This window comes from Ramlibacter sp. (genome assembly GCF_036676645.1).
In the GTDB taxonomy this organism is placed as follows: Bacteria; Pseudomonadota; Gammaproteobacteria; order Burkholderiales; family Burkholderiaceae_C; genus Ramlibacter.
The window spans coordinates 1-21,891 of the sequence record NZ_JAKFCM010000104.1 but is presented as its reverse complement, the minus strand read 5'-3'; the positions used below and the strand labels follow the sequence as shown (position 1 = coordinate 21,891).

Annotated in this window: 22 protein-coding genes; 6 read left to right on the top strand and 16 right to left on the bottom strand. The window is 72.2% G+C overall.

Annotation, left to right across the window (positions count from 1 at the left end; genetic code table 11):
• Window positions 1–2: 2 nt before the first annotated feature.
• The 3 genes from V6M57_RS15330 to V6M57_RS15320 all read right to left on the bottom strand — a co-directional run bounded on the left by V6M57_RS15330 (window position 3) and on the right by V6M57_RS15320 (window position 3,577).
• Window positions 3–497, bottom strand: coding sequence for a BON domain-containing protein (locus tag V6M57_RS15330; RefSeq protein WP_332815868.1), 495 nt, complete (start codon window positions 495–497; stop codon window positions 3–5).
• Between the two features lie 117 nt (window positions 498–614).
• Window positions 615–3,059 (bottom strand): ligase-associated DNA damage response DEXH box helicase, encoded by a 2,445-nt coding sequence (locus tag V6M57_RS15325; protein WP_332815867.1) that lies wholly within the window; start codon window positions 3,057–3,059, stop codon window positions 615–617.
• Complete coding sequence (locus V6M57_RS15320; protein WP_332815866.1) at window positions 3,056–3,577, bottom strand: MarR family winged helix-turn-helix transcriptional regulator; 522 nt, start codon at window positions 3,575–3,577, stop codon at window positions 3,056–3,058. Before V6M57_RS15320 ends, V6M57_RS15325 begins: the two co-directional genes overlap by 4 nt.
• A 90-nt stretch (window positions 3,578–3,667) precedes the next feature.
• Here V6M57_RS15320 and V6M57_RS15315 point away from each other — a divergent pair, with 90 nt between their 5' ends.
• The 6 genes from V6M57_RS15315 (at window position 3,668) to V6M57_RS15290 (ending at window position 9,716) form a co-directional block, all read left to right on the top strand.
• A complete protein-coding gene (locus tag V6M57_RS15315; protein WP_332815865.1) occupies window positions 3,668–4,633 on the top strand; it encodes a Bug family tripartite tricarboxylate transporter substrate binding protein in 966 nt (321 codons plus the stop codon).
• Between the two features lie 27 nt (window positions 4,634–4,660).
• The gene (locus V6M57_RS15310; RefSeq protein ID WP_332815864.1) at window positions 4,661–5,650 is read left to right on the top strand and encodes a Bug family tripartite tricarboxylate transporter substrate binding protein; all 990 of its coding nucleotides are present in this window, start codon (window positions 4,661–4,663) and stop codon (window positions 5,648–5,650) included.
• A gap of 76 nt (window positions 5,651–5,726) precedes the next feature.
• The gene (locus V6M57_RS15305) at window positions 5,727–6,251 is read left to right on the top strand and encodes a Bug family tripartite tricarboxylate transporter substrate binding protein (RefSeq protein ID WP_332815863.1); all 525 of its coding nucleotides are present in this window, start codon (window positions 5,727–5,729) and stop codon (window positions 6,249–6,251) included.
• Window positions 6,248–6,691, top strand: coding sequence for a Bug family tripartite tricarboxylate transporter substrate binding protein (locus tag V6M57_RS15300; RefSeq protein ID WP_332815862.1), 444 nt, complete (start codon window positions 6,248–6,250; stop codon window positions 6,689–6,691). The genes V6M57_RS15305 and V6M57_RS15300 overlap by 4 nt, the downstream gene beginning before the upstream one ends.
• On the top strand, window positions 6,688–8,031 hold the full coding sequence (locus V6M57_RS15295) for a sulfatase family protein (RefSeq protein WP_332815861.1): 1,344 nt from the start codon (window positions 6,688–6,690) through the stop codon (window positions 8,029–8,031). Before V6M57_RS15300 ends, V6M57_RS15295 begins: the two co-directional genes overlap by 4 nt.
• A gap of 32 nt (window positions 8,032–8,063) precedes the next feature.
• Window positions 8,064–9,716 (top strand): SulP family inorganic anion transporter, encoded by a 1,653-nt coding sequence (locus tag V6M57_RS15290; protein ID WP_332815860.1) that lies wholly within the window; start codon window positions 8,064–8,066, stop codon window positions 9,714–9,716.
• On the opposite strand, the gene V6M57_RS15285 is transcribed toward V6M57_RS15290, so the two are convergent.
• The 13 genes from V6M57_RS15285 to aspS all read right to left on the bottom strand — a co-directional run.
• The gene (locus V6M57_RS15285) at window positions 9,697–10,113 is read right to left on the bottom strand and encodes a GtrA family protein (protein ID WP_332815859.1); all 417 of its coding nucleotides are present in this window, start codon (window positions 10,111–10,113) and stop codon (window positions 9,697–9,699) included. The genes V6M57_RS15290 and V6M57_RS15285 overlap by 20 nt on opposite strands.
• Entirely contained in the window at window positions 10,110–11,579 is a 1,470-nt protein-coding gene (locus V6M57_RS15280) for a hypothetical protein (protein WP_332815858.1), read from the bottom strand. Before V6M57_RS15280 ends, V6M57_RS15285 begins: the two co-directional genes overlap by 4 nt.
• 8 nt (window positions 11,580–11,587) lie before the next feature.
• Window positions 11,588–12,634, bottom strand: coding sequence for a glycosyltransferase family 2 protein (locus tag V6M57_RS15275; protein ID WP_332815857.1), 1,047 nt, complete (start codon window positions 12,632–12,634; stop codon window positions 11,588–11,590).
• A gap of 135 nt (window positions 12,635–12,769) precedes the next feature.
• Window positions 12,770–13,600 (bottom strand): DUF429 domain-containing protein, encoded by an 831-nt coding sequence (locus V6M57_RS15270; protein WP_332815856.1) that lies wholly within the window; start codon window positions 13,598–13,600, stop codon window positions 12,770–12,772.
• On the bottom strand, window positions 13,597–14,028 hold the full coding sequence (locus tag V6M57_RS15265; protein ID WP_332815855.1) for an acyl-CoA thioesterase: 432 nt from the start codon (window positions 14,026–14,028) through the stop codon (window positions 13,597–13,599). The genes V6M57_RS15270 and V6M57_RS15265 overlap by 4 nt, the downstream gene beginning before the upstream one ends.
• Before the next feature lie 20 nt (window positions 14,029–14,048).
• A complete protein-coding gene (locus V6M57_RS15260) occupies window positions 14,049–14,471 on the bottom strand; it encodes a BLUF domain-containing protein (RefSeq protein WP_332815854.1) in 423 nt (140 codons plus the stop codon).
• Between the two features lie 2 nt (window positions 14,472–14,473).
• On the bottom strand, window positions 14,474–15,208 hold the full coding sequence (gene folE, locus V6M57_RS15255) for a GTP cyclohydrolase I (protein ID WP_332815853.1): 735 nt from the start codon (window positions 15,206–15,208) through the stop codon (window positions 14,474–14,476).
• A gap of 48 nt (window positions 15,209–15,256) precedes the next feature.
• Window positions 15,257–17,002, bottom strand: a complete 1,746-nt coding sequence (locus V6M57_RS15250) for an ATP-dependent DNA ligase (protein WP_332815852.1) — start codon at window positions 17,000–17,002, stop codon at window positions 15,257–15,259.
• Entirely contained in the window at window positions 16,999–18,030 is a 1,032-nt protein-coding gene (locus V6M57_RS15245; RefSeq protein WP_332815851.1) for a ligase-associated DNA damage response exonuclease, read from the bottom strand. Before V6M57_RS15245 ends, V6M57_RS15250 begins: the two co-directional genes overlap by 4 nt.
• A 3-nt stretch (window positions 18,031–18,033) precedes the next feature.
• A complete protein-coding gene (clsB, locus tag V6M57_RS15240; protein WP_332815850.1) occupies window positions 18,034–19,251 on the bottom strand; it encodes a cardiolipin synthase ClsB in 1,218 nt (405 codons plus the stop codon).
• Between the two features lie 5 nt (window positions 19,252–19,256).
• Window positions 19,257–19,985 carry an endonuclease/exonuclease/phosphatase family protein gene (locus tag V6M57_RS15235; protein ID WP_332815849.1) on the bottom strand — a complete coding sequence of 243 codons (729 nt, stop codon included), beginning with the start codon at window positions 19,983–19,985 and terminating at the stop codon, window positions 19,257–19,259.
• Window positions 19,982–20,428: a dihydroneopterin triphosphate diphosphatase gene (gene nudB / locus V6M57_RS15230; protein ID WP_332815848.1), complete on the bottom strand. Its 447-nt coding sequence runs from the start codon at window positions 20,426–20,428 to the stop codon at window positions 19,982–19,984. Before nudB ends, V6M57_RS15235 begins: the two co-directional genes overlap by 4 nt.
• Before the next feature lie 49 nt (window positions 20,429–20,477).
• The coding region (gene aspS, locus V6M57_RS15225; RefSeq protein WP_332815847.1) for an aspartate--tRNA ligase at window positions 20,478–21,891 on the bottom strand (1,414 nt) is incomplete at its 5' end.

Here is a 21,891-nt window from a genome sequence, read left to right as displayed (position 1 = left end):
CGTCAGCCGGTCGCCAGCGTCAGCTGGTCGTTGACGCGCCGCACGCCCTTGACGGCGTGCGCGATCTCGCCGGCGCGCGCCCGCATGGCCGCGGTCGGCACCGCGCCACTGAGCGTGACGATGCCGTCGCGCGTGTCCACGTCGATGCGCACGCCGCGCAGCTCGCCATCCGCGGCCAGCTGCGCCTTGACGCTCGCCGTGATCTCCGGGTCCGGGGTGCGGCCGCCGGCAGGCGGCGGCACGGCGCCGGGCGTGGCCGGCGGCAAGGCAGCGGGCGCAGCGCCCATGGCGGCGGTGCGGGTGTCGACGGCATCGCGTCCCGCAACGGCGGCCGCGTCGCCCGTGCGGGCCGGGGAAGCTGCGGAGTCGGAACGTTGCGAAGGCGCGTCGGCCCGGTCGCCCGAGCCCCCGGGATAAGGCGCCGGCTTGCAGCCCGCCAGCGACAGCGCAAGGACGGCCGATGCAGCCGCCAGGATCTTGTTCGTCACGAATGCCATGCTGGGTTCTCCGTCGGAATCGGGCGGCCGGGCCGCACCGGCCCAATCTAGGAACAGCCGCGCGCCGTGTCCCGCCGCCGAGGCCGCAAGCGGCTGTAGGACCACTCGCGCAGGCGCTCAGCCGCGGTCGCGCGCCGCCTGCCGCAGGATGCGATCGAGCCGCGCCGACAGCTGCTCGGTGGTGAGCTGCTCGCGGAAGCGCTCCACCATCAGCGGCAGGCTCAGCGGGCTCGGGTGGCGCAAGGGCACGTGCTCGATGCGCAAGGTGCGGATCTTCTCGAGCGTGGCGCGCAGGCGCGCGATCTCCAGCTCCTGGCCCAGCACCTCCTGCTCGGCCTGCGACAGCAGCAGGTTGCCGCGGTCGTACTTGCGGAACACCTCGTAGAACAGCCCGCTGGAGGCCTGCAGCTGGCGCAGGCTGCGCGGCTGGCCCGGGTAGCCGGCGAACACCAGGCCGGCCACGCGGGCGATCTCGCGGAAGCGCCGCTGCGCCAGCTCCGAGGCGTTGAGCGATGCCAGCACGTCGTGCAGCAGCTCGCCGGTGGCAAAAAGGCGGCCGTCGAGCGCCGGCGCGAGGTCGAACGGCTCGGCGCTCACCAGCTCGAAGCCGTAGTCGTTGACCGACAGGCTGAAGGTATTGGGGCGATCGCGCGCCAGCCGCCACGCCAGCAGGCTGGCCAGCCCGAGGTGCACGTGGCGGCCGGCGAACGCGTGCACGTACAGGTGCTGGCCCTCGCGCGACTGCAGGCTCTCCAGCAGCAGCATGCCGGGCGTGGGGATGCGCGACAGGCGCGCCTGCAGCTCCAGCAGCGGTCGCGCGGCGCGCAGCTCGGGATGCGGATAGCGGCCTTCGGCAGCGACCTGCAGCATCTCCAGCACGGCGTCGGCGAGCTCGGCGCTCAGGGCCATCTTGCTGCCCATCCAGGTCGGCACGGTGCCACGGCTGCGCTCGGCCTTGCGCACGTAGGCGACCATCTCGCGCACGCGCACGAATTCCAGCAGCCGGCCGGCGAAGTAGAAGCAGTCGCCCTTGCGCAGCCGGGCGATGAAGCCTTCCTCGATCGTTCCCAGCGTGCCGCCGGAGAGGTACTTCACCTGCATCGCGGCGTCGCTGACGATGGTGCCCACCGACAGGCGGTGCCGGCGCGCGATGCCGGCGTCGGGCACCCGCCACAGGCCCTGTTCGTCCTGGCGGATGCGGTGGTAGTCGGGATAGGCGGACAGGCTCTCGCCGCCGCGCGAACAGAAGGCCAGCGCCCAGTCGAACTCCGCGCGGGTGAGCTCGCGATAGGCCCAGGCACTGCGCACTTCGGCGTACAGGTCGTCGGCCTCGAAGCCGCCGCCCAGGGCGACGGTGACGAGGTGCTGCACCAGCACGTCGAGCGGCCTGGACGGCGACTCGCGGCTTTCCACCCGGCCTTCGTAGGCGGCGCAGCGCGCGGCGGCGGCTTCCACGATCTCCAGCGTGTGGGTGGGCACCAGGGTCAGGCGGCTGGCCCGGCCCGGCGCATGGCCGCTGCGGCCCGCCCGCTGCAGGATGCGCGCCACGCCCTTGGCGGACCCGATCTGCAGCACCCGCTCCACCGGCAGGAAGTCCACGCCCAGGTCCAGCGAGGACGTGGCCACCACCGCGCGCAGGGTCCCCTGCTTGAGCCCGGCCTCCACCCACTCGCGCGTGGCCCGGTCCAGCGAGCCGTGGTGCAGGGCGATCTCGCCGGCCCAGTCCGGCCGCGCCTGCAGCAGCAGCTGGTACCAGGTCTCGGCCTGCGAGCGCACGTTGGTGAACACCAGCGTGCTGCCGCCGGCCCGGGCGATCTCCTCGGCGACCGGCTGCTGCATCTGCGCGCCCAGGTGCCCCGCCCAGGAGTACTGACCCGGCTCGCGCGGGATCAGGGTGTCGATCACCAGCTGCTTGTCGAGCCGGCCGCGCACCAGCACCGGTTCCGGCCGGGCCGGTTCCCCGCACAGCACGGCCATGGCCTGGTCCAGGTTGCCCAGCGTGGCGCTCAGGCCCCAGGTCACGAGCGCGGGGTTCCAGCGGCGCAGGCGGGCCAGCGCCAGCTGCACCTGCACGCCCCGCTTGCTGCCGATCAGCTCGTGCCACTCGTCCACGATCACGAAGCCGACCGACTGCAGCTCGGCGCGCGCCTGCTCGCGCGTGAGCATCAGGCTCAGCGACTCGGGCGTGGTCACCAGCGCAGTCGGCCAGCGGCGGTCCTGGCGGGCGCGCTCGGCGGCGGCGGTGTCGCCCGTGCGCTGGCCCAGTGTCCAGGCGGGCGCGAGATCCTGCAGCGGCTCGCCGAGCGCGCGCGTGGTGTCGGCCGCCAGCGCGCGCATCGGCGTGATCCACAGCGCGCGCAGGGGCTCGGCGCCACGCCCGGGCGGATGGCGCCGCAGCAACTCGTCCAGCACCCCCAGCCAGACCGCGTAGGTCTTGCCGGCGCCGGTGCTCGCGTGCAGCAGGCCGCTGCGGCCCTGGGCGATCGCCCGCCACACCTGCTGCTGGAAGGCAAAGGGCTTCCAGCCGCGCCCGGCCAGCCAGGCGCCGCCGGGCCGGCTCATCCCGGGGTCCGGCGCGAGCGGCCGCCGCGGCGGTCCGCCTTGGGCAGCACCGCCGACGACGCCGCCACCATGGCTTCCGAGCGGGCCTGCAGCGCCGCCAGCGAGACATCCAGCGCCTCGAGGTGCTCCGGATCCAGCACCTCCAGCATCTCGCGGTTGATGGCCGCCACCAGCGGGAACAGCTCGGCGTACACCTGCTGGCCGCGTGCGGTCAGCGCCAGCCGCGCCTCGCGCCGGTCGGCCGGGCCGGGCTGGCGCAGCAGCAGCCCCTTGTCCACCAGCGAGGTGACCGCGCGCGAGGTGCGCGCGCGGTCGAGCTGCGCGCGGTCGGCCAGTTGCGAGGACATCAGTCCCGGCTGGCGCGCCAGGATCGCCAGCAGCCGCCACTCGCGCCGGGTGATGCCGAAGCGGCCCTCGCACAGCCGGATCACCATGCTGCCGGCGGTGGCCAGCAGCCGGGCGATGCGATACAGCAGCAGGTCGTCGAGCTCCGCGGGCTGACCCAGGCGTGGCGGCACGGATGCGGGTTTCCGAGAGGGAAGGTTGATTAGATCAATCGATTGTGCGTCACCTAGAGTGAGCGCTACCCGCGCAATCGAGGAGCCGACATGGGCCTGAGAAAGTTGATCCTTCCGGGCCTGCTGCTCGCCGCAGCGGCCGCCTGGATGCCCGCCGCCAGCGCGCAGGACAAGCCGCCGCTGAAGATCCTGGTGGGCTTTCCGCCCGGCGGCTCCGCCGACGTGATCGCCCGGCTGGTGGCCGACGCGATCCGCGACGACTTCGGCCCCGTCGTGGTGGAGAACCGACCCGGCGCCGGCGGGCGCATCGCCCTCAACGCCGTCAAGGCCGCCAGGCCGGACGGGCAGACCGTGATCATCCTGCCGAGCGGCCCGATGGTGCTGTACCCGCACGTCTACCGCAAGCTCGATTACGACCCGGTGAAGGACTTCAGCCCGGTGTCGCAGCTGGCGGTGTTCCAGTTCGGCGTGGTGTCCGGCCCGGCCAGCGGCGCCAAGTCGGTGGCCGAGATGCTGGCCAAGGCCAAGGCCGATCCGAAGAGCGCCAGCTACGGCTCGCCCGGCCTGGGCACGCTGCCGCACTTCATGGGCGTGCTGGTGGAGCAGAGCACCGGCGTCGCCTTCACCCACGTGCCCTTCCAGGGCGGCGCACCCGCCAACAACGCGCTGGTGGGCGGCCACATCGGCTACAAGTTCGACGTGGTCTCGGAGACGGCCGAACTGCACCGCAGCGGCAAGGTGCGCATCATCGCCGTCACCGGCGCGCAGCGCGACCCGCAGGTGCCCGAAGTGCCCACGCTCAAGGAGTCCGGCGTGGACATGGTCGCCACCGCCTGGTTCGCCATGTACGCGCCGGCCGGCATCCCGCCGCAGGCCCTGGCCCACCTGGAGCGCTCGGTGGCGAAAGCGGTGCGGACCCCGGCCCTGCGCGAGCGCTTCCTCAAGCTCGGCTACGAGCCGGTCGGCTCCACCTCGGCCGAACTCGCGGCGGCGCAGCGGGCCGACCTGGCGCGCTGGGAAAAGCCGATCAAGGCCACCGGCGTCCAGCTCGACTGATCCACCTTGTCCCTTTCGGAGAAACGCATGCGCATCGCCCGCTCCTTCCGACTGGCGCCGGTCCTCGCCGCCGCCGCTGCCGCATCGGCCCTGGTCGCGCCGGTCGCCGCGCAGACCGCCGCCTGGCCGAGCAAGGCCGTCAAGGTGCTGGTCGGCTCGCCCCCCGGGGGGCCCTCGGACATCACCGCCCGCAGCTTTGCCGAGCAGCTGGGCAAGCGCACCAGCCACCCGGTGGTGGTCGAGAACCGCCCGGGCGCCGGCAACAACATCGCCGCCGGCCTGGCCGCCAAGGCGGAACCGGACGGCCACACGCTGGTGCTCAGCCCGGACACCGTGCTGACGGTGAACCCGCTGGTCTATCGCAACACCGGCTTCGACGCGCGCACCGACCTGGTCTCGGTGTCCATCCTGTCCAGCTTCACCCAGATGCTGGTGTGCAACCCGGCCACCGGCGTGAACACGCTGGCCGAACTGGTCGCCAAGGCCAAGGCCGGTCCGCTCACCTATGCCTCGGGCGGGCCCGGCGTGCCCGGTCACCTGGCGGCCGAGATGTTCGTGCAGGCGGCCGGCGTGAAGATGCAGCACGTACCCTACCGCGGACCCGCTCCCGCCACCCAGGGCGTCCTGGCCGGCGAAGTGAACTGCGGTTTCCTGGCCACGCCCACGGTGATCCAGCACGTGAAGGCCGACAAGCTCAAGGCGCTGGCGGTGTCCTCGTCCACGCCCTCGCCGCTGGCGCCGGAGGTGCCCACGCTGGCCAGGGCGCTGAACCAGCCCGACCTGGATGCCAGCTTCCGGCTGGTGCTGCAGACCGCCAGCGGCACCCCGCCGGCCGTGGTCGCCGAGATCGAGCGCGCGGCCATGGCGATCATGAAGGAGCCCCAGGTGCGCCAGCGCCTGCTGCAGTCCGACGTGGTGGCGCAGGGCTCCTCCGCCGCCGAGGCGCAGCAGGTGATGAAGGCCGAGATGGCGCGCTGGGAGCCGGTGGTCAACCGGCTCGGCCTGAAGACCGACTGAGCACCCTCCCCCGTTTTTCGCCGGTGCAGCCGCTGCGGCAGCACCCGGCCCCTCTCTCCCCGAAAGGAAAGGTCCCATGCAACGCCGCACCCTCCTCGCCGCCTCGCTGGCGCTGTCGGCCAGCGCCGCCGCGCCCGCCCTGGCCCAGGACGCGTGGCCCTCGCGCACCGTCAAGATCGTCTGCAACTTCCCGCCCGGCGGGCCGCTGGACGTGCTGGCGCGCGCGGTGGCCGATGTCCTGCAGCGCGAGTTCAGGCAGCCCTTCGTGGTGGAGAACAAGGCCGGCGCCGGCGGCAACATCGGCCCCGACGCCGTGGCCAAGGCCGAACCGGACGGCTACACGATGCTGTTCGGCATCGACTCCACCTTCACCGTCAACCCGCACATCTACAAGAGCATGGCGTTCAAGCCGGCCGACCTGCGGCCGCTGGTGATCGTGAGTTCGTCGGGCCTGCTGGTGGGCACCCACCCGTCCAACGGCTTCAAGGCGATGGCCGACCTGGTCGCGGCCGGCAAGGCCAGGAGCGTGGCCTTCAGCAGCGCCGGCAGCGGCAGCCCGGGCCACCTGGCCGCCGAGATGGCGACCGAAGCCCCGGCATGAAGATCACGCACGTGCCCTACAAGGGCAACGCCCCGGCCGTCACCGCCGTGCTGTCCGGCGAGGTCACGGGCGGCGTGCTGGCGACGCCCGGCATGCTGCCGCACGTCAAGGCCGGCAGGGTCACGGCGCTGGCGGTCACCAGCAGCAAGCGCTCGCAGCTCGCGCCGGACGTGCCCACCGTGGCCGAGGCCGGGCTGCCGCAACTGGAGCAGGAGGTGCTGTACATGGCGATGGTGCCGGCCGGCACGCCGGCGGCCGTGGCGCAGGCCCTGCAGAAGGCCGTCGCCGATGCCATCCTCAAGCCCGAGGTCAAGACCCGGCTCGCCGCCCTGGACATGCACTACGAAGGCACCGCCGGCGATGCCGCGGCCCAGCGCCTGGCCGGCCTGTCCGAGCGCTACGGCAAGGTGATCCGCAACACCGGCATGAAAGTCGAATGACGGCAGCCGCGCAAGAGGGCCGCGGGCGGCGGCCCAACGTCGTCTTCATCGTCGCCGACGACCTGGGGTTCGCCGACCTGGGCTGCTACGGCGGGCGCGAAGCCCAGTTCGGCCCGGTGTCGCCGGTGCTGGACGGCCTGGCCGCCAACGGCCTGAAGCTCACCCAGGGCTATGCCAACTCGCCGGTCTGCTCGCCCACCCGCTTCGCGCTGATCACGGCGCGCTACCAGTACCGGCTGCGCGGCGCCGCCGAGGAGCCGATCAACAGCCGCAGCCGCGGCAGCACCACGCTGGGACTGCCGCCGGAAGTGCCGACGGTGCCGTCGCTGCTGCGCGCGGCCGGCTACCGCACGGCCCTGGTCGGCAAGTGGCACCTCGGCTATCCGCCCGCCTTCGGGCCCTTGCGATCGGGCTACGAGGAGTACTTCGGGCCGATGTCCGGCGGAGTGGACTACTTCACCCACTGCAGCAGCAACGGCTCGCACGACCTCTTCTTCGGCGAGGAGGAGCAGCACGAGGAGGGCTACCTCACCGACCTGCTGTCGCGCCGTGCCGTCGACTACGTCGAACGCATGGCGAAGCAGGACGCGCCCTTCTTCCTCAGCCTGCACTACACGGCGCCGCACTGGCCCTGGGAGACGCGCGACGACCAGGTCCTCGCGGCCGAGGTCAGGGACAACCTGTTCCACCTGCACGGCGGCAACATCCACACCTACCGCCGCATGATCCACCACATGGACGAAGGCATCGGCTGGGTGATGGACGCGCTGCGCCGCACCGGGCAGGCCGACGACACCCTGGTGGTCTTCACCAGCGACAACGGCGGCGAGCGCTTCTCCGACAACTGGCCGCTGGTGGGCGGCAAGATGGACCTGACCGAAGGCGGCATCCGCGTGCCCTGGATCGCGCACTGGCCGCGCGTGATCGCGCCCGGGCGCGTGAGCGAGCAGCACTGCATGACCATGGACTGGTCGGCCACCGTGCTGGACGCCGCTGGCGCGGCCGCGCATCCGGACCACCCGCTGGACGGCGTGTCGCTGCTGCCGGTGCTGCGCGAGGAGGGGCGCGAGTTCGAGCGGCCGCTGTACTGGCGCATGAACCACCGCGGCCAGCGCGCGCTGCGCGCGGGCCCCTGGAAGTACCTGCGGGTGGACGGCCACGACTACCTGTTCGACATCCCGGCCGACGAGCGCGAGCGCGCCAACCTGGCCGCGCGCGACCCGCAGCGGCTGGCGCGGATGCGCGCGGACTGGGAGGCCTGGAACGCCACCCTGCCGCCGATCCCGGCCGACGCGACCATCAGCCTGGGCTACGGCTACAAGGACATGCCGCAACGATGAAGCCGCGGGCGCGCCTCGCGTAAGCTCGACGGATGCGCCGCTTGTCCCGTTGGCTTCCCTTCCTGAACTGGCCACGGCCCACCCTGGGCCTGATGCGCGGCGAGGTGGCCGCCGCGCTGACCGTGGCCGTCGTCATGGTCCCGCAGTCGGTGGCCTATGCCAGCCTGGCCGGCATGCCGCTGGTCGCGGGCCTGTACGCCACCTTCCTGCCGATGCTGGCCGCGGTGCTGTTCAGCGCCTCGACGCGGCTGTCGGTCGGCCCCTCGGCCCTCAGCAGCGTGCTGGTGGGCGCTTCCCTCATCGGCCTGGCCGAGCCCGGCAGCGGGCAGTGGGTGGCGCTGGCCGTCTGGCTGGCCCTGCTGGCCGGCACCCTGCAGCTGGTGGTGGGCGGCACCGGTTCGGCCTGGGTGCTGAACCTGGTCAGCTCGCCGGTGCTCACCGGCTTCAGCCAGGCCGCCGCCGTGCTGATCATCGCGTCACAGCTGCCGCGCCTGCTCGGCCTGCAGGGCCCGCTGTCCTCCCTGCTGGACGGGCCGCGGTTCGACATGGAAGGCATGGCCTACGGCCTGGTCAGCGTGGCCCTGTTCGAGCTGGGCAAGCGGCGCTTCCCCAAGGTCCCGATGGTGCTGCTGGTGCTGGCGGCAGCGGCCGCCCTGAGCGCCTGGACCGGCTACGACGCCCGCGGCAGCGTGGTCGGCCGGCTGCCCGCCGGGCTGCCCGCGCCGTACTGGCCCGGCTGGCCGGGGCTGGAATCGCTGCGCGACCTGGTGGCGCCCGCCTTCGTGCTCGCGCTGGTCAGTTCGCTCGAGATGGCGGCCAGCGCCAAGATCGAGAACCAGAAGGAAGGAAGGCGCTGGGACGCCAACCAGGACCTGATCGGCCAGGGCATGGGCAAGCTGGTGTCGGGCCTGTCCGGGAGCTTCCCCACCAGCACCTCCTTCTCGCGATCGGCCATCACCCTGTATGCGGGCGCGAAGACGGGCTGGGCCACGGTCGCCGCCACCGTGATCGTGGGAGTGGTGCTGGTGGCGCTGACGCCGGCGCTCTACCACGTGCCCTCGGCCGCCCTCGCCGCGGTGGTCGTGGCCGCCGTGATGGGCATGATCAAGCCGCGCGTGTTCAGGGCCCTGTGGCAGGTCAACCGGGTGGAGGCGGTCACGGCCGGCGTCACCGTGCTGGTCACCGTGCTGTCGGCCCCGCGCATCTACTGGGGGGTGCTGACCGGCGTGCTGGTGGGCCTGGCGCACTTCCTCTACCTGCGGCTGCATCCGCGCATCGTCGAGGTCGGGCTGCACCCGGACGGCAGCCTGCGCGACCGCCACCTGTGGGGCCTGGCGCCGCTGGCACCGCAGGCGTACGCGCTGCGCATGGACGCCGAGCTGGACTTCGCCTCCGCCAGTGCCCTGGAGCGCGCCCTGGTCGAGCACCTCGCCGCGCACCCGGACACGCGCCACGTGTGCGTGTTCGCCCAGCCGATCAACCGCATCGACGCCACCGGCGTGGAGGTGTTCGGCGCGCTGCGCAAGCTGCTGCAGGGGCGCGGCATCACGCTGCACATCAGCGGCATGAAGCTGCCGGTGGAGCGCGTGCTGCGCAAGGCGGGCGAGCTGCAGGAGGGCCCGCAGCTGCGCCTGTACCGCACGGACGCCGAGGCGCTGCAGGCCTTCAGCCGTCCTGGCGCCTGAAGGCGAAGTGCTTGCTGCCCAGGTAGTTGAAGGCCAGGGCGACGACGGACGCGATCGCGAAGGGCACGATGGGTTGGGCCGCCATGGCGGCCGAAGCCAGCACCAGGGCGGTGTAAAGCCCGAAATTGACACCGGTCCCGAGCACGCTCACGGCCAGGTAGCGGGCCAGGCTGCGCAGCAGGCTGCCGCCCGGTTCCGGGAAGGTGATGCCGCGGTGCAGCCACCAGGTCACCAGCACCGCCGCAGGGAAGGACACCGCGCGCGCGGCGATCGGGCCCCAGCCGGCGGCGGACACCAGCAGCTGCAGCAAGCCGCCGTCGACCACGAAGCCGACGCCGCCCACCAGGCTGAACCGCAGCAGCGGCGGCAAGCGGGCGATGCGCGCGGCCGGCGTCACACGAACCCCCGGTAATCGAGCAGCCGGGTGGCCACGCCGACGCCCACCACCGCCGCGACGACGGCCACGCCCGCCAGCAGCTCCCGCGGCCGCCGCCGCCACTGCTCGCCCAGCAGCGGCAGCACAGCCAGAGTGCTCAGCATCACCGCCAGCAGCGACCAGTAGTGGTAGCGCATGTCGGTGGCCACGCCGATCAGCAGGTAGGCACCCGAGTAGCCCAGGGCCGAGACCGACAGCGCGCGCGCGAAGCCGACCGCCGGCCCGGGCGGCTCGCGCCGCAGCAGCACCAGCAGGCAGGCGGCCCAGGTGAGCCAGGTCACCGGCCACACGCCCGGGTTCTTGCGCACGATGTCCAGCTTCACGTCGCGCGCGGTCACCACCTCCAGCGGCGGATGGGCCGGATCGCCGGTGCGGTACTCGGGGGTCAGCCGGATGTGCTTGGGCGGGACCGCGAACAGCAGCGCCGAGTTGAAGTGCTTGAGCCGGTGCTCGAGGTAGGCCGCCGGGTGCGCCGCGATGCTGCGCAGCCACTGGGCCACCAGGCCGTCGGGCAGCGTCGGCATGTCGGCGCCGGCCGGCCGGTGCACCCGGCCCGCGCAACGGCCCCAGGGGCTGAGGCTGTCCCACCAGTAGGGCGAATAGCAGTCGCGCAGTTCTTCGCGGGTGAAGGTCGCGCGCGGTTCGATCACGGCCGGCTCGCCGGTGTGCACCGCAATGCCCATCAGGTCGTACAGGAACAGCGACTGCACCGCATGCTCGGCCCGGGGCTGGAACAGCAGGCGGTTGGCCAGCTGGCTGGCGGGCAGCGCCAGCAGGGCCACGACCACCGCCGCCGCCATCAACCGGGTGCTGCGCAGCCAGCGGGCGGGCGCCAGCGCGTACAGCAGCAGCGGGCCCAGGCCGAACAGCGCATTGGTGCGCACCATCGCGCCGTAGAACAGCAGCAGCCCCGCTGCGACGGCCAGCGCCATTGGCATGCGGCGCTGCTGCACCCGGAACCCGTGGATCAGGCCGACGGCGGCGAGCCACGCCACCGCCATGCCCACGTCCTTGACCACCTGCGCATTCACGTACAGGAAAGGCGGGAAGGCGCCGGCCAGCAGCACCGCCCACGCCAGGCGCGGATGGCCGCCGCGCCGCACGGCATCGGCCACCAGGCCGAACCCCAGCCAGTACAGCGCCAGGTGCAGCACCAGGAAGGGCGCGGGCCCGTCGCCGAACAGGCGCAGCCAGGACCACAGCCAGGCCATGATCGGCGGGTGCCAGTCGCCGTACTCACCGGCCAGCGCCTGCCGGTACTGGCCGATCGAGTCGTTGTTCATCACGCCCGGGTAGTGCAGCGCCAGGTTGGCGGCGAACAGGCCGACCCCGAGGGCCACCAACGCCCGGGCGGCCATCGATCCGCCGGCGCGGTCGCCGTCGCCGTGCCGCTCCCAGCCGAACAGGAGGTCGGAGTCGGTCTGCATGCCGGTCGTCAGGACAGCGCCACTCGGGCGGCAGGCAGGGCGGCCGGCTCCGGATCCGGAGCGCGCCGCGCGACCGCCGCCGACCCGCCTCCGGTCCGGGCGGCGGCCACTTCGGCCGGCCAGCGCGGCGCGGGGATCTCCAGGTAGGCCAGGCGCTTGATCTCGCGCCGCGAGTGCGTCACGGTGTCCAGGATCAGGCCGCAGACCAGCGACAACACGGCCACCACCATGATCCCCACCGACAGGATGGCGGTCGGGAACCTCGGCACCAGGCCGGTGTGCAACCACTCCAGCACGATGGGGACCGACAGCCCGATCGACAGGAGGGCCAGCACCGCGAACACGGTGCTGAAGAAGGCCAGCGGCCGCTCCTCCTTCACCAGCAGGCCGATCATGCGCAGGATGCGCAGGCCGTCGCCGACGGTGTTGAGCTTGGAGCACGAGCCCTCGGGACGCTCCTTGTAGCGGGTCGCGACCTCGGCGGTCTTCATGCGCAGTTCCAGCGCGTGCACCGTCAGCTCGGTCTCGATCTCGAATCCGCTGGACGTCGCCGGGAAGGACTTGACGAAGCGCCGCGAAAACACCCGGTAGCCGGACAGCATGTCCTCGAACTGCTTGCCGAAGATCACCTGCACCAGCCCGGTGAGCAGGCGATTGCCGAACCGGTGGCCGAAGCGGTAGGCCTGCCGGACGTCGGTGACGCGGGCGCCGTTGACCATGTCCAGCTGGTTGTCCAGCAGCGTGCGCACCATCGCCGGCGCGTCGGCCGCACAGTAGGTGTCGTCGCCGTCCACCAGCACGTAGACGTCGGCGTCGACGTCGCTGAACATGCGCCGCATCACGTTGCCCTTGCCCGGGAAGGGCTCGTGGCCGACGGTCGCGCCGGCCCGTTCGGCCACCTGCGCCGTGCGGTCGGTCGACGCGTTGTCGTACACGTGGATGCGCGCCGACGGCAGCGCGCGGCGGAAATCCGCCACCACCCGCCCGATCGCCACCTCTTCGTTGTAGCAGGGGATGATGACGGCGAGGTCGACGGTGTCCAGGTCGTGGGGCATGCTCGGCTCTCCGGTGGACGGCAGCCGTGCGGCCACCGTGCGGTGCAGTCGGGCCATGCTAGGGTCTGCGCAGGGCGCACGGGGTGGCTTTGGCTCCTTCGGGCCATGCCGCGGCGGACCGGTCGCGGGGTGCTCCTACGCGGTGACGATCCAGCCTTCCAGCGGGTCCAGCTCGTCCGGCAAGCCGTAGCGCGGCGGTCCCTGCCGCTGGCCCCACGCGGCCTGCAGCAGGCACAGCACCGCGTCGAGGCAGTCGCCGCTGGCGTCCTGGAGCAGCGCGTCGCGCTGCTCGTGGCCGAGCCCCAGGCGCAAGCCCAGGCGCGTACGCCCTGCCTCCAGCGCGGCCACGATGTCCTGGCGCGCGATCAGGCGCTCCGGCGTCTGCTTGTTGCGCTCGTCGCTCTTGTAGCTGCGCCGGCCGACCAGCTCGCGCGCCAGCAGGCCGGGGTAGGCCTCCAGCGCGACCCGGTCGCGGTCGCCCTCGCGCAGGCCGGGGATGTGCACGTCCGCGCCGATCAGCAGCGGGATCGCTGCATGCAGCATGTAGGCGACCGGCGGATTGACCCATTTCATCGACGGGCTGGAGCCGGCGCGCCGGTCGAACGCGCGGTGCGCGAACTTGCCGCCCACCGGGCGGGCGGCGCACCAGGCGGAGAAGGTGGCGCGGATCCGGGCCCGGTCCAGGCCCGCGTAGTGGACCATGCAGGCCTCCCACTCCCGCGGCCAGCCCAGCTCCTGGACCAGCGCGCGCGGCAGGCCGAACGGGAAATCGAAACCGGCCAGCCAGGGCCCGGGCCGGGCCAGCCACCGGGCGAAGCCGTCCAGCGTGGGGATGCGGTGCAGGCCCTCGAGGGTGACGCACTCGCCCTGCGCATGGCCGAAGGCCAGCACGATGGGCTTGCGGGGGGTCGGGCTGCTGGAGAAATCGCAGCCCACCAGCGGCGGGCGGCCGCCGGCTGCGGTCACGCGGCGGGCGGTTCGCCCATGGCCTCGCGCAACGCCGCCGGAATCGGCATGCTGCGCAGCGGCGAGCCGGGGCCCGCCTCGTAGCGGCACCACACCCGGGCCTCGGTGCCGCGCGCCAGCGGCTCGTCCTGGCCCAGCAGGAAGAACTCGTGCTGCAGCGTGAAGGAACTGCGGCCCCAGCGGGCCACCGAGGTGCGCACCTCGCACTCGTCGCCGAAGGTGGGCGAACTCATGAAGGCGCACTGCGAATCGACCAGCGGCACGGCCAGGTGCTCCTCGCGCATGCGCTGCGCCGGCCAGCCGCAGCGGGCCAGCAGGGTCCAGCTGGCGGCGTCCATCCAGCGGTAGTAGGTGGGATAGAAGATGATGCCGGCGGGGTCGCAGTCGCCCCAGCTCAGCAGCCGGGGCAGTCGGAAGATCGTGGCCATTTGTCCGGTGGGCGTGCGCGTCAGGTGCGGCCGCAGATGGAGGCCGAGGCCATCAGGTCCTCCAGCAGGGCGAGCGACACCTTGCCGGACGAGGCGTAGGGGTCCAGCCCGGGCTTCTCGGAGTACTTGAGCAGGATGTTCGGGTTGACCTTCTCGAGATTCACCATGCCCATGGTCCAGCCGCCGAAGTGGCGCTCGGTGATCTCCTCGTAGTGCAGCAGCACCACGTCCTTGTGGCGCGGGTCCTTCTGGAGCTCGCCGAACAGGCGCGACACCGGCATGCGGCCGCCCTCGATCGCCTGCAGGAAGATGCCGCCGCCGTAGCAGAGGATGCCGGTGATGCCGGTGGCCGGGTTCTGCTCGCGGGCCTGGACCAGGATGGCCTCGACGGCCGCGGGCGAGGTGTCCACGACCCGGCTGCAGTACAGCAGGCGAACCAGCATGATCAGTTCCCGTTGCGCCGGGGGATCAGCGACAGGAATTCGCGCCGCAGGGCGGAATCCTTCAGGAACACGCCGCGCATGACCGAGTTGATCATCTTGCTGTCCATGTCCTTCACCCCGCGCCAGGCCATGCAGTAGTGGCTGGCTTCCATGACGATGGCCAGCCCGTCGGGCTGGGTCTTTTCCATGATGAGGTCGGCCAGCTGCACCACCGCCTCCTCCTGGATCTGCGGGCGGTCCATCACCCACTCGGCCAGCCGCGCGTACTTGGACAGGCCGATCACGTTGGTGTGCTCGTTGGGCATGATGCCGATCCACAGCTTGCCGATCACCGGGCAGAAGTGGTGGCTGCAGGCCGAGCGGACCGTGATCGGCCCGACGATCATCAGTTCGTTGAGGTGCTCGGCGTTCGGGAACTCGGTGACGGTGGGGCTCTTGATGTAGCGGCCGCGGAACACCTCGGTCAGGTACATGCGGGCGACCCGCCGGGCCGTCGCGGCCGTGTTGTGGTCGCTGTCGGTGTCGATCACCATGCTGTCGAGGACGCCCTGCATCTTGTCCTCGACCTCGCGCAGCAGCGCATCGAGCTCGCCGGGCTCGATGTAGTCGGCGATGTTGTCGTTGGAATGAAAGCGCTTGCGCGCGGCCTTCAGCCGCTCGCGAATCTTCACCGACACGGGCGTGCCCTCGTCGGCGGCCGCGGGGATCAGCGGAGTCGATTCGGCTTTCATGAGCATGGGCAATGCTAACACCCGGGGGGTGCCCGGCCACCCCGCAGGGAAACCTCAGCCGGAGCCGCCCGCGGCCCCCAGCAGCGCCTCCAGGTCGGCCAGGGTGTTGGCCTCCCGCAGCGGCTTGTCGCGGCGGATGCGCAGCATGCGGGGGAAGCGCACCGCGATGCCGCTCCTGTGGCGGGCGCTGCGGTTGATGCCCTCGAAGCCCAGTTCGAACACCAGCGAGGGCCGCACGCTGCGCACCGGCCCGAACTTCTCCACCGTGCTGCGGCGGATCAGGGCGTCGACCTCGCGGAACTCCTCGTCGGTGAGGCCGGAGTAGGCCTTGGCGAAGGGCACCAGCTGCAGGGCGCCGGGCAGCGGCGGCTCCCTGCGGGCGATGGCGTCCAGCACCCCCTCCACCTCGGCCTGGTCGCGCGGCTCGCGGCTCCAGACCGCGAAGGTGTAGTCGGTGTAGACGGAGGCGCGCCGCCCGTGCCCGGCCTGGGCGTAGACCAGCACGCAGTCGACGCTCATGGGATCGATCTTCCACTTCCACCAGAGGCCGTCGGCCTTGGTGCGGCCGGTCCCGTAGGCCGCGTCCAGGCGCTTGAGCATGAAACCCTCGACGCCCAGCTCGCGCGACCGCAGGCGCCGGCGTGCGAAATCGGGCCAGGACGGCGCCGTCTCGACCGGCGAGAGCTTGAAGCCGGTGCCGGCCAGCAGGCCTTCCAGCCGCGCGCGCCGCTCCCGCTGGGGCAGCGCCCGGATGTCCATGCCGCCCTGCTCCAGCAGGTCGTACGCGATGAAGCTCACCGGCGCGTCGGCCAGCACCTTTCGCGTGAGATTCTTGCGGCCGATGCGCTGCTGCAGCAGCGCGAACGCCGCCGGGCGGCCCGGCGCCGCGCCGCCCGGGCCTTCGGCCGGCCCTTCGCTCCAGACCAGGATCTCGCCGTCCAGCACCGTGCCGTCGGGCAAGGCCCGGGCCAGCGCCACGATCTCGGGGAAGCGTTCGGTCACCAGTTCCTCGCCGCGCGACCACAGCCAGACCTGCCCCTGCCGCTTGACCACCTGGCCGCGGATGCCGTCGTACTTCCATTCGACCTGCCAGTGCGCCACCGGCCCCAGGCGCGAGGCGAACACCTCCGCGGGGGCATCGAGCGGGTGGGCCAGGAAGAAGGGGTAGGGCTGCCCGGCGTCCGCCGGCGACGGCTCGCCGCCCTCCTCCGCCTGCGCCAGCAGCGCGGAAAATCGCTCCGCCGAAGGCATCGCCCTGCCGTCGGTGTAGCCCATCATGCGTTGGGCGACCCGCCTGGGATCCACGCCCGCGTACCCCGCCAGGGCGCGCTGCACCAGCAGCCGGCTCACGCCCACCCGGAAGCCGCCGCCCACCAGCTTGGTCAGCAGGAAGCGCCCCGGGTCGTCCAGTTCGCGCCACCAGCGGCGCACCCGCTCGCCGGTCTCGGCGGGCGGCAGGCCGCGCAGCGGCAGCAGCCGCTCCTCGACCCACTCGGCCAGGCCCACCTCGGACGTGGTGCCGCCATCGGGCAGCACGTGGGCGATGGTCTCGGCCAGGTCGCCCACCGCCTGGTAGCACTCGTCGAACAGCCAGGGCGCGATGCCGGCCTCCTCGCAGGCCAGTTGCGCCAGCAGCGCCATGGGCATGACCTGGCGCGGCTTGCCGCCGGCCAGGAAGTAGACGGCCCAGGCCGCATCGGCGGCCGGCACTGCGGCGAAATAGCGCTGCAGCGCGTCGACCTTGGCGTTGGTGGAGGTGGTGGCGTCCAGCTCGGCGAACAGCTGCGAGAAGCGCTTCATGGCCGCTCCTGCACCGGCGCATCGGCGGCCTGGTCCGCCTCGATGCGGTCGTCGCCGTATTCGGTGGCGAAGGAGGAGGCCTCCAGCCCCTGCTCGCACAGGTGGCGCACCATCGCCGCGGCGCTGCCATGGGTGACGATGACGCGGCGGGCGCCGGTGGCGGCGATCGCCCCCAGCAGGCCGGGCCAGTCGGCGTGGTCCGACAGGACGAATCCGCGGTCGTAGCCGCCGCGCCGGCGCGCGCCGCGCAGCCGCATCCAGCCGCTGGCGAAGGCGGTGCCGGCGTCGCCGAAGCGCCGCATCCAGGGGCTGGCCATGGCGGCGGGCGGGCACAGCACCAGCGCGCGCCGCAGCTCGGCCCGGTCCTTCACCGCGGTGGCCAGCCGCGTGTCCGGAAGGGCCACCCCGGCGGCCCGGTAGGCCTCGTTGAGCGGCTGCAGCGCGCCGTGCACCAGGATCGGGCCGAGCGCCGGATCGACGCCGGCCAGGATGCGCTGCGCCTTGCCGAAGCTGTAGCAGCCCAGCACGCTGGCGCGCCCGGCCAGCTGGTTGCGCGCCCACCAGTCGTTGACCGACGCGAACAGTTCGGCGTCGGGCCGCCAGCGGTAGATCGGCAGGCCGAAGGTGGACTCGGTGATGAAGACGTCGCAGCGCAGCGGCTCGAAGGGGGCGCAGGTGCGGTCGGGCGCCACCTTGTAGTCGCCGCTGGCCACCCACACGCGGCCCAGGTGCGCCAGCCGCACCTGGGCCGATCCGAGCACGTGTCCGGCCGGATGCAGCGAAACGCGCACCCCGCGGTGCGTGACGGCCTCGCCGTAACCCAGCAGCTGCAGGTCGATCCCGCCCAGCCGGGCGCGCAGCACGCCCGCCGACGGCGCCGCCGCCAGGTAGTGGCCGTGGCCGGCGCGCGCGTGGTCGGCGTGCGCATGCGTGATCACGGCCCGGTCCACCGGGCGCCAGGGGTCGATGTAGAAGTCCCCGGGCGGGCAGTACAGCCCTTCGGGCCGCTGGACAACCAGGTCCTGCATGGCTCACCAGTAGGTGCGCTTGTCCTGGATGGCCAGCGCGATCCGCATCAGCGCCAGCGCGACGCGTTCCAGCACGCGCTCGCGCAGCGGCCGCTGCGCGTATTGCGCGGCGTCCATGCGCTGGCCCGCGTGCGCCACGGCATCCAGCAGGCGCGCGCGCAGCGATTGCGCGAATTTGCGGTCCTCGATCAGCACGTTGGCCTCGCGCGCCAGCAGCAGGCTGAGCGGATCGATGTTCGACGAACCCACCGTCGACCAGCGCCCGTCGACCACCGCCACCTTGGCGTGCAGGAAACCGGGCGAGTACTCGTGGATGTCCACGCCGGCGCGCAGCAGCACGCCATAGACCGGCCGGGCCGCGTAGTACTGCATGAAGTACTCGTAGCGGCCCTGCAGCAGCAGGACCACCCGGACGCCGCGGCGGGCCGCGCTCACCAGCGCCTGGCGCATCTTGCGCCCCGGCACGAAGTACGCGTTGGCGATGATCACTTCGGATTGCGCCCGGCCGATGGCGCGGCGGTAGGCCCGCTCGATGTCGGTGCGATGCCGAACGTTGTCGCGCAGCGCCAGCGCGGCGCGGCTGCCGCGCCGGTGGGCCGGCGGCGCGATCGCCGCCCGGGGCGGCCTGCGCTGCCCGCGCAGCGAGGTCAGCGCGCCCGCCAGCCCGCCGTGCTTGAGCTCGTCGAAGGCGCGCATGCGCTGCCACAACTGCAGCATGGCCGCGCGCGCCTGGGCCACCAGGGGCCCGGTCACCTGCACCGCGAAGTCCAGCCGCGGGGCCTCCAGCGCGCCGTGGTTGGGATCGTGCAGGTCGTCCAGGATGTTGATGCCGCCGCAGAACGCGACCTGCCCATCGACCACGCACAGCTTGCGGTGCAGCCGCCGCCAGCTGGCCGGCCGCAGCACGCCGAAGCGGCCCGGCGGCGCGTAGGTGCGCCAGTCCACGCCGGCGGCCAGCAGGCGCACGCGCCAGGCCGGCGGCAGTTCGCCGGTGCCGAAGCCGTCGGCGACCACGCGGACGTTGACGCCGCGGCGGGCGGCGCGCTCCAGCGCCCAGGCCACCTCGGCGCTGTCGCCGTTGAAATCGAAGATGTAGGTCTCCAGCCAGGCTTCCTGGTGCGCGCCGTCGATGGCCGCCACCAGTGCCGGGAAGTACTGCGCACTGCCCTCCAGCAGCCGCAGGGTGTGGCCGGTGCGCAGCGGCGGGATCCGTTGCGCCATCGCAGCTAGGCCCTGAAGGTCGCGATCAGCGGCAGGTGGTCGGACATCTGCCCCCACACCCGTCCGCGCGGGATTTCCAGGCCGTGCGGCTTGAGGCCGCGCGCGTAGATGTAGTCGAGCTGGGCCAGCGGCAGGCGCGAGGGATAGGTGCGGGCCCGCTCGTCGCGGAAGTCCTGCAGCCCGATCTGCCGCAGCGCCGGGCGCAGCTTGCCGCCCCAGTCGTTGAGGTCGCCGCCGACGACCAGCGGTGCCTTGCGCGGCACCTCGCGCTCGATGAAGCGCGCCAGCTGTTCGACCTGGCGGGTGCGGCTGCCCGCGATCAGGCCCAGGTGCAGCACGATCACGTGCACGTCGAGCCGGTCGACCTGGACCTGCACGTGCAGCAGGCCGCGCTGCTCGAAGCGGTGGTCCGACATGTCCTCGTGCCCGTGCGAGACCACCGGCCAGCGCGACAGCAGCGCGTTGCCGTGCTCGCCGTGGCGGGTCGTCGCATTGGTCTGGTAGACGGCGGCGTAGCCCTCCGGACAGAGGAACTCGGCCTGGGGCAGCTCGGGCCAGCGGGTGAAGTAGCGCTCTTCGCGCCGGTGCAGCTTGCGCACTTCCTGCAGGCAGACGATGTCGGCGTCGAGCTGCTCGACCGCATGGCCGAGGTTGTGGATCTCCAGCCGCCGCGCCGGGCCGATCCCCTGCACGCCCTTGTGGATGTTGTAGGTGGCGATGCGCAACACCGTCATTCGGCAAATTGTGGCAGCAGCAGGATGGCTTCGGCGTTGGACGGCGAGAAGCAGGCATCGGCCGCGGCCCGCCACGGCAGCCACTGGAAGCCGGTGTGCTCGCGCGGATCCAGCCGGACTTCGGTGCCGGCGGGCACCTGCAGGCCGAACACGTGCTCGGTGTTGTGGGTCACGCCTTCGGCGTAGCGATGCCGCCAGCGCGGGTAGATCTGGTAGACGTTCTCGAGCCCCCAGTCGCGCAGCACGCCGGCGCGGGCGGCAATGCCGGTTTCCTCGAAGACCTCCCGCACCGCGGTCTCCTCCAGCGGCTCGTCGTCGCGGGCCCGGGAACCGGTGACCGACTGCCAGAAGCCGGGGGCATCGGCGCGGTTGATCAGCAGCACCTCCAGCGCCGGGGTGTGGATCACCACCAGCACGGATTGGGGGATCTTGAAGCGAACCAAGGAGCTGGAGGCGGGTCCGCCGGGGAAGACCTGGTCTCGCGGCGCCCGCTCAGGTCGCCTGCGGATTGCGCAGCCGGATGTGCAGCTCGCGCAGCTGCTTCTCGTCGACCGGCCCCGGCGCCTGGGTGAGCAGGTCCTGGGCGCGCTGCGTCTTGGGGAAGGCGATCACGTCGCGCAGGCTCTCGGCGCCGGCCATCAGCATGACGAAGCGGTCCAGGCCGATGGCGATGCCGCCGTGCGGCGGCGCACCGTACTGCAGCGCGTCGAGCAGGAATCCGAACTTGACCTTGGCCTCCTCGGCGTCGATCTTCAGCGCGCGGAACACCTTGCTCTGCACGTCCTCGCGGTGGATCCGCACCGAGCCGCCACCCAGCTCGATGCCGTTGAGGACGGCGTCGTAGGCCTTGGCCATGCAGCGGCCGGGATCGGTCTCCAGCCAGTCCTCGTGGCCGTCCTTGGGCGACGTGAAGGGGTGGTGCACCGCGTTCCAGCGCTGGGCGTCGTCGTCGAACTCGAACATCGGGAAGTCCACCACCCACAGCGGCTTCCACTCGCCCGCCAGCAGGCCGTGCGACTTGCCGAAATCGCTGTGCCCGATCTTGACCCGCAGGGCGCCGATCGCGTCGTTGACCACCTTGGCCTTGTCGGCACCGAAGAAGACCAGATCGCCGTCCTGCGCGCCGGTGCGCTCCAGGATCGCGGCGATCGCCCGGTCGTGCAGGTTCTTGACGATCGGCGACTGCAGGCCCTCGCGGCCGGCCGCCGCGTCGTTGACCTTGATCCAGGCCAGCCCCTTGGCGCCGTAGATCTTGACGAACTCGGTGTAGCCGTCGATCTCGCCGCGGCTCATCGCGCCGCCGGCGGGAACGCGCAGGCCGACCACGCGGCCGTCGGCCTGGCTGGCCGGGCCGGAGAAGACCTTGAAGTCCACGTCCTTCATCACGTCGGTGAGCTCGGTGAATTCGAGCTGCACGCGCAGGTCGGGCTTGTCCGAACCGTACAGGCGCATGGCGTCCACGTGCTTCATCACGGGGAAGGCGCCGATGTCGACGCCCAGCACGTTGCGGAAGGTGCTGCGGATCATGCCTTCGAACATGGTGCGGATCTCCTCCTCCGTCAGGAACGAGGTCTCCACGTCGATCTGGGTGAACTCCGGCTGGCGGTCGGCGCGCAGGTCCTCGTCGCGGAAGCACTTGGTGATCTGGTAGTAGCGGTCGAAGCCCGCCACCATCAGCAGCTGCTTGAACAGCTGGGGCGACTGTGGCAGCGCGAAGAACATGCCGTCGTGCACCCGGCTGGGCACCAGGTAGTCGCGCGCGCCTTCCGGCGTGCTCTTGGTGAGCATCGGCGTCTCGATGTCGATGAAGCCGTTGGCGTCGAGGAACTTGCGCACCTCCATCGTCACCTTGTAGCGCAGCATCAGGTTCTTCTGCATGTACGGCCGGCGCAGGTCCAGCACGCGG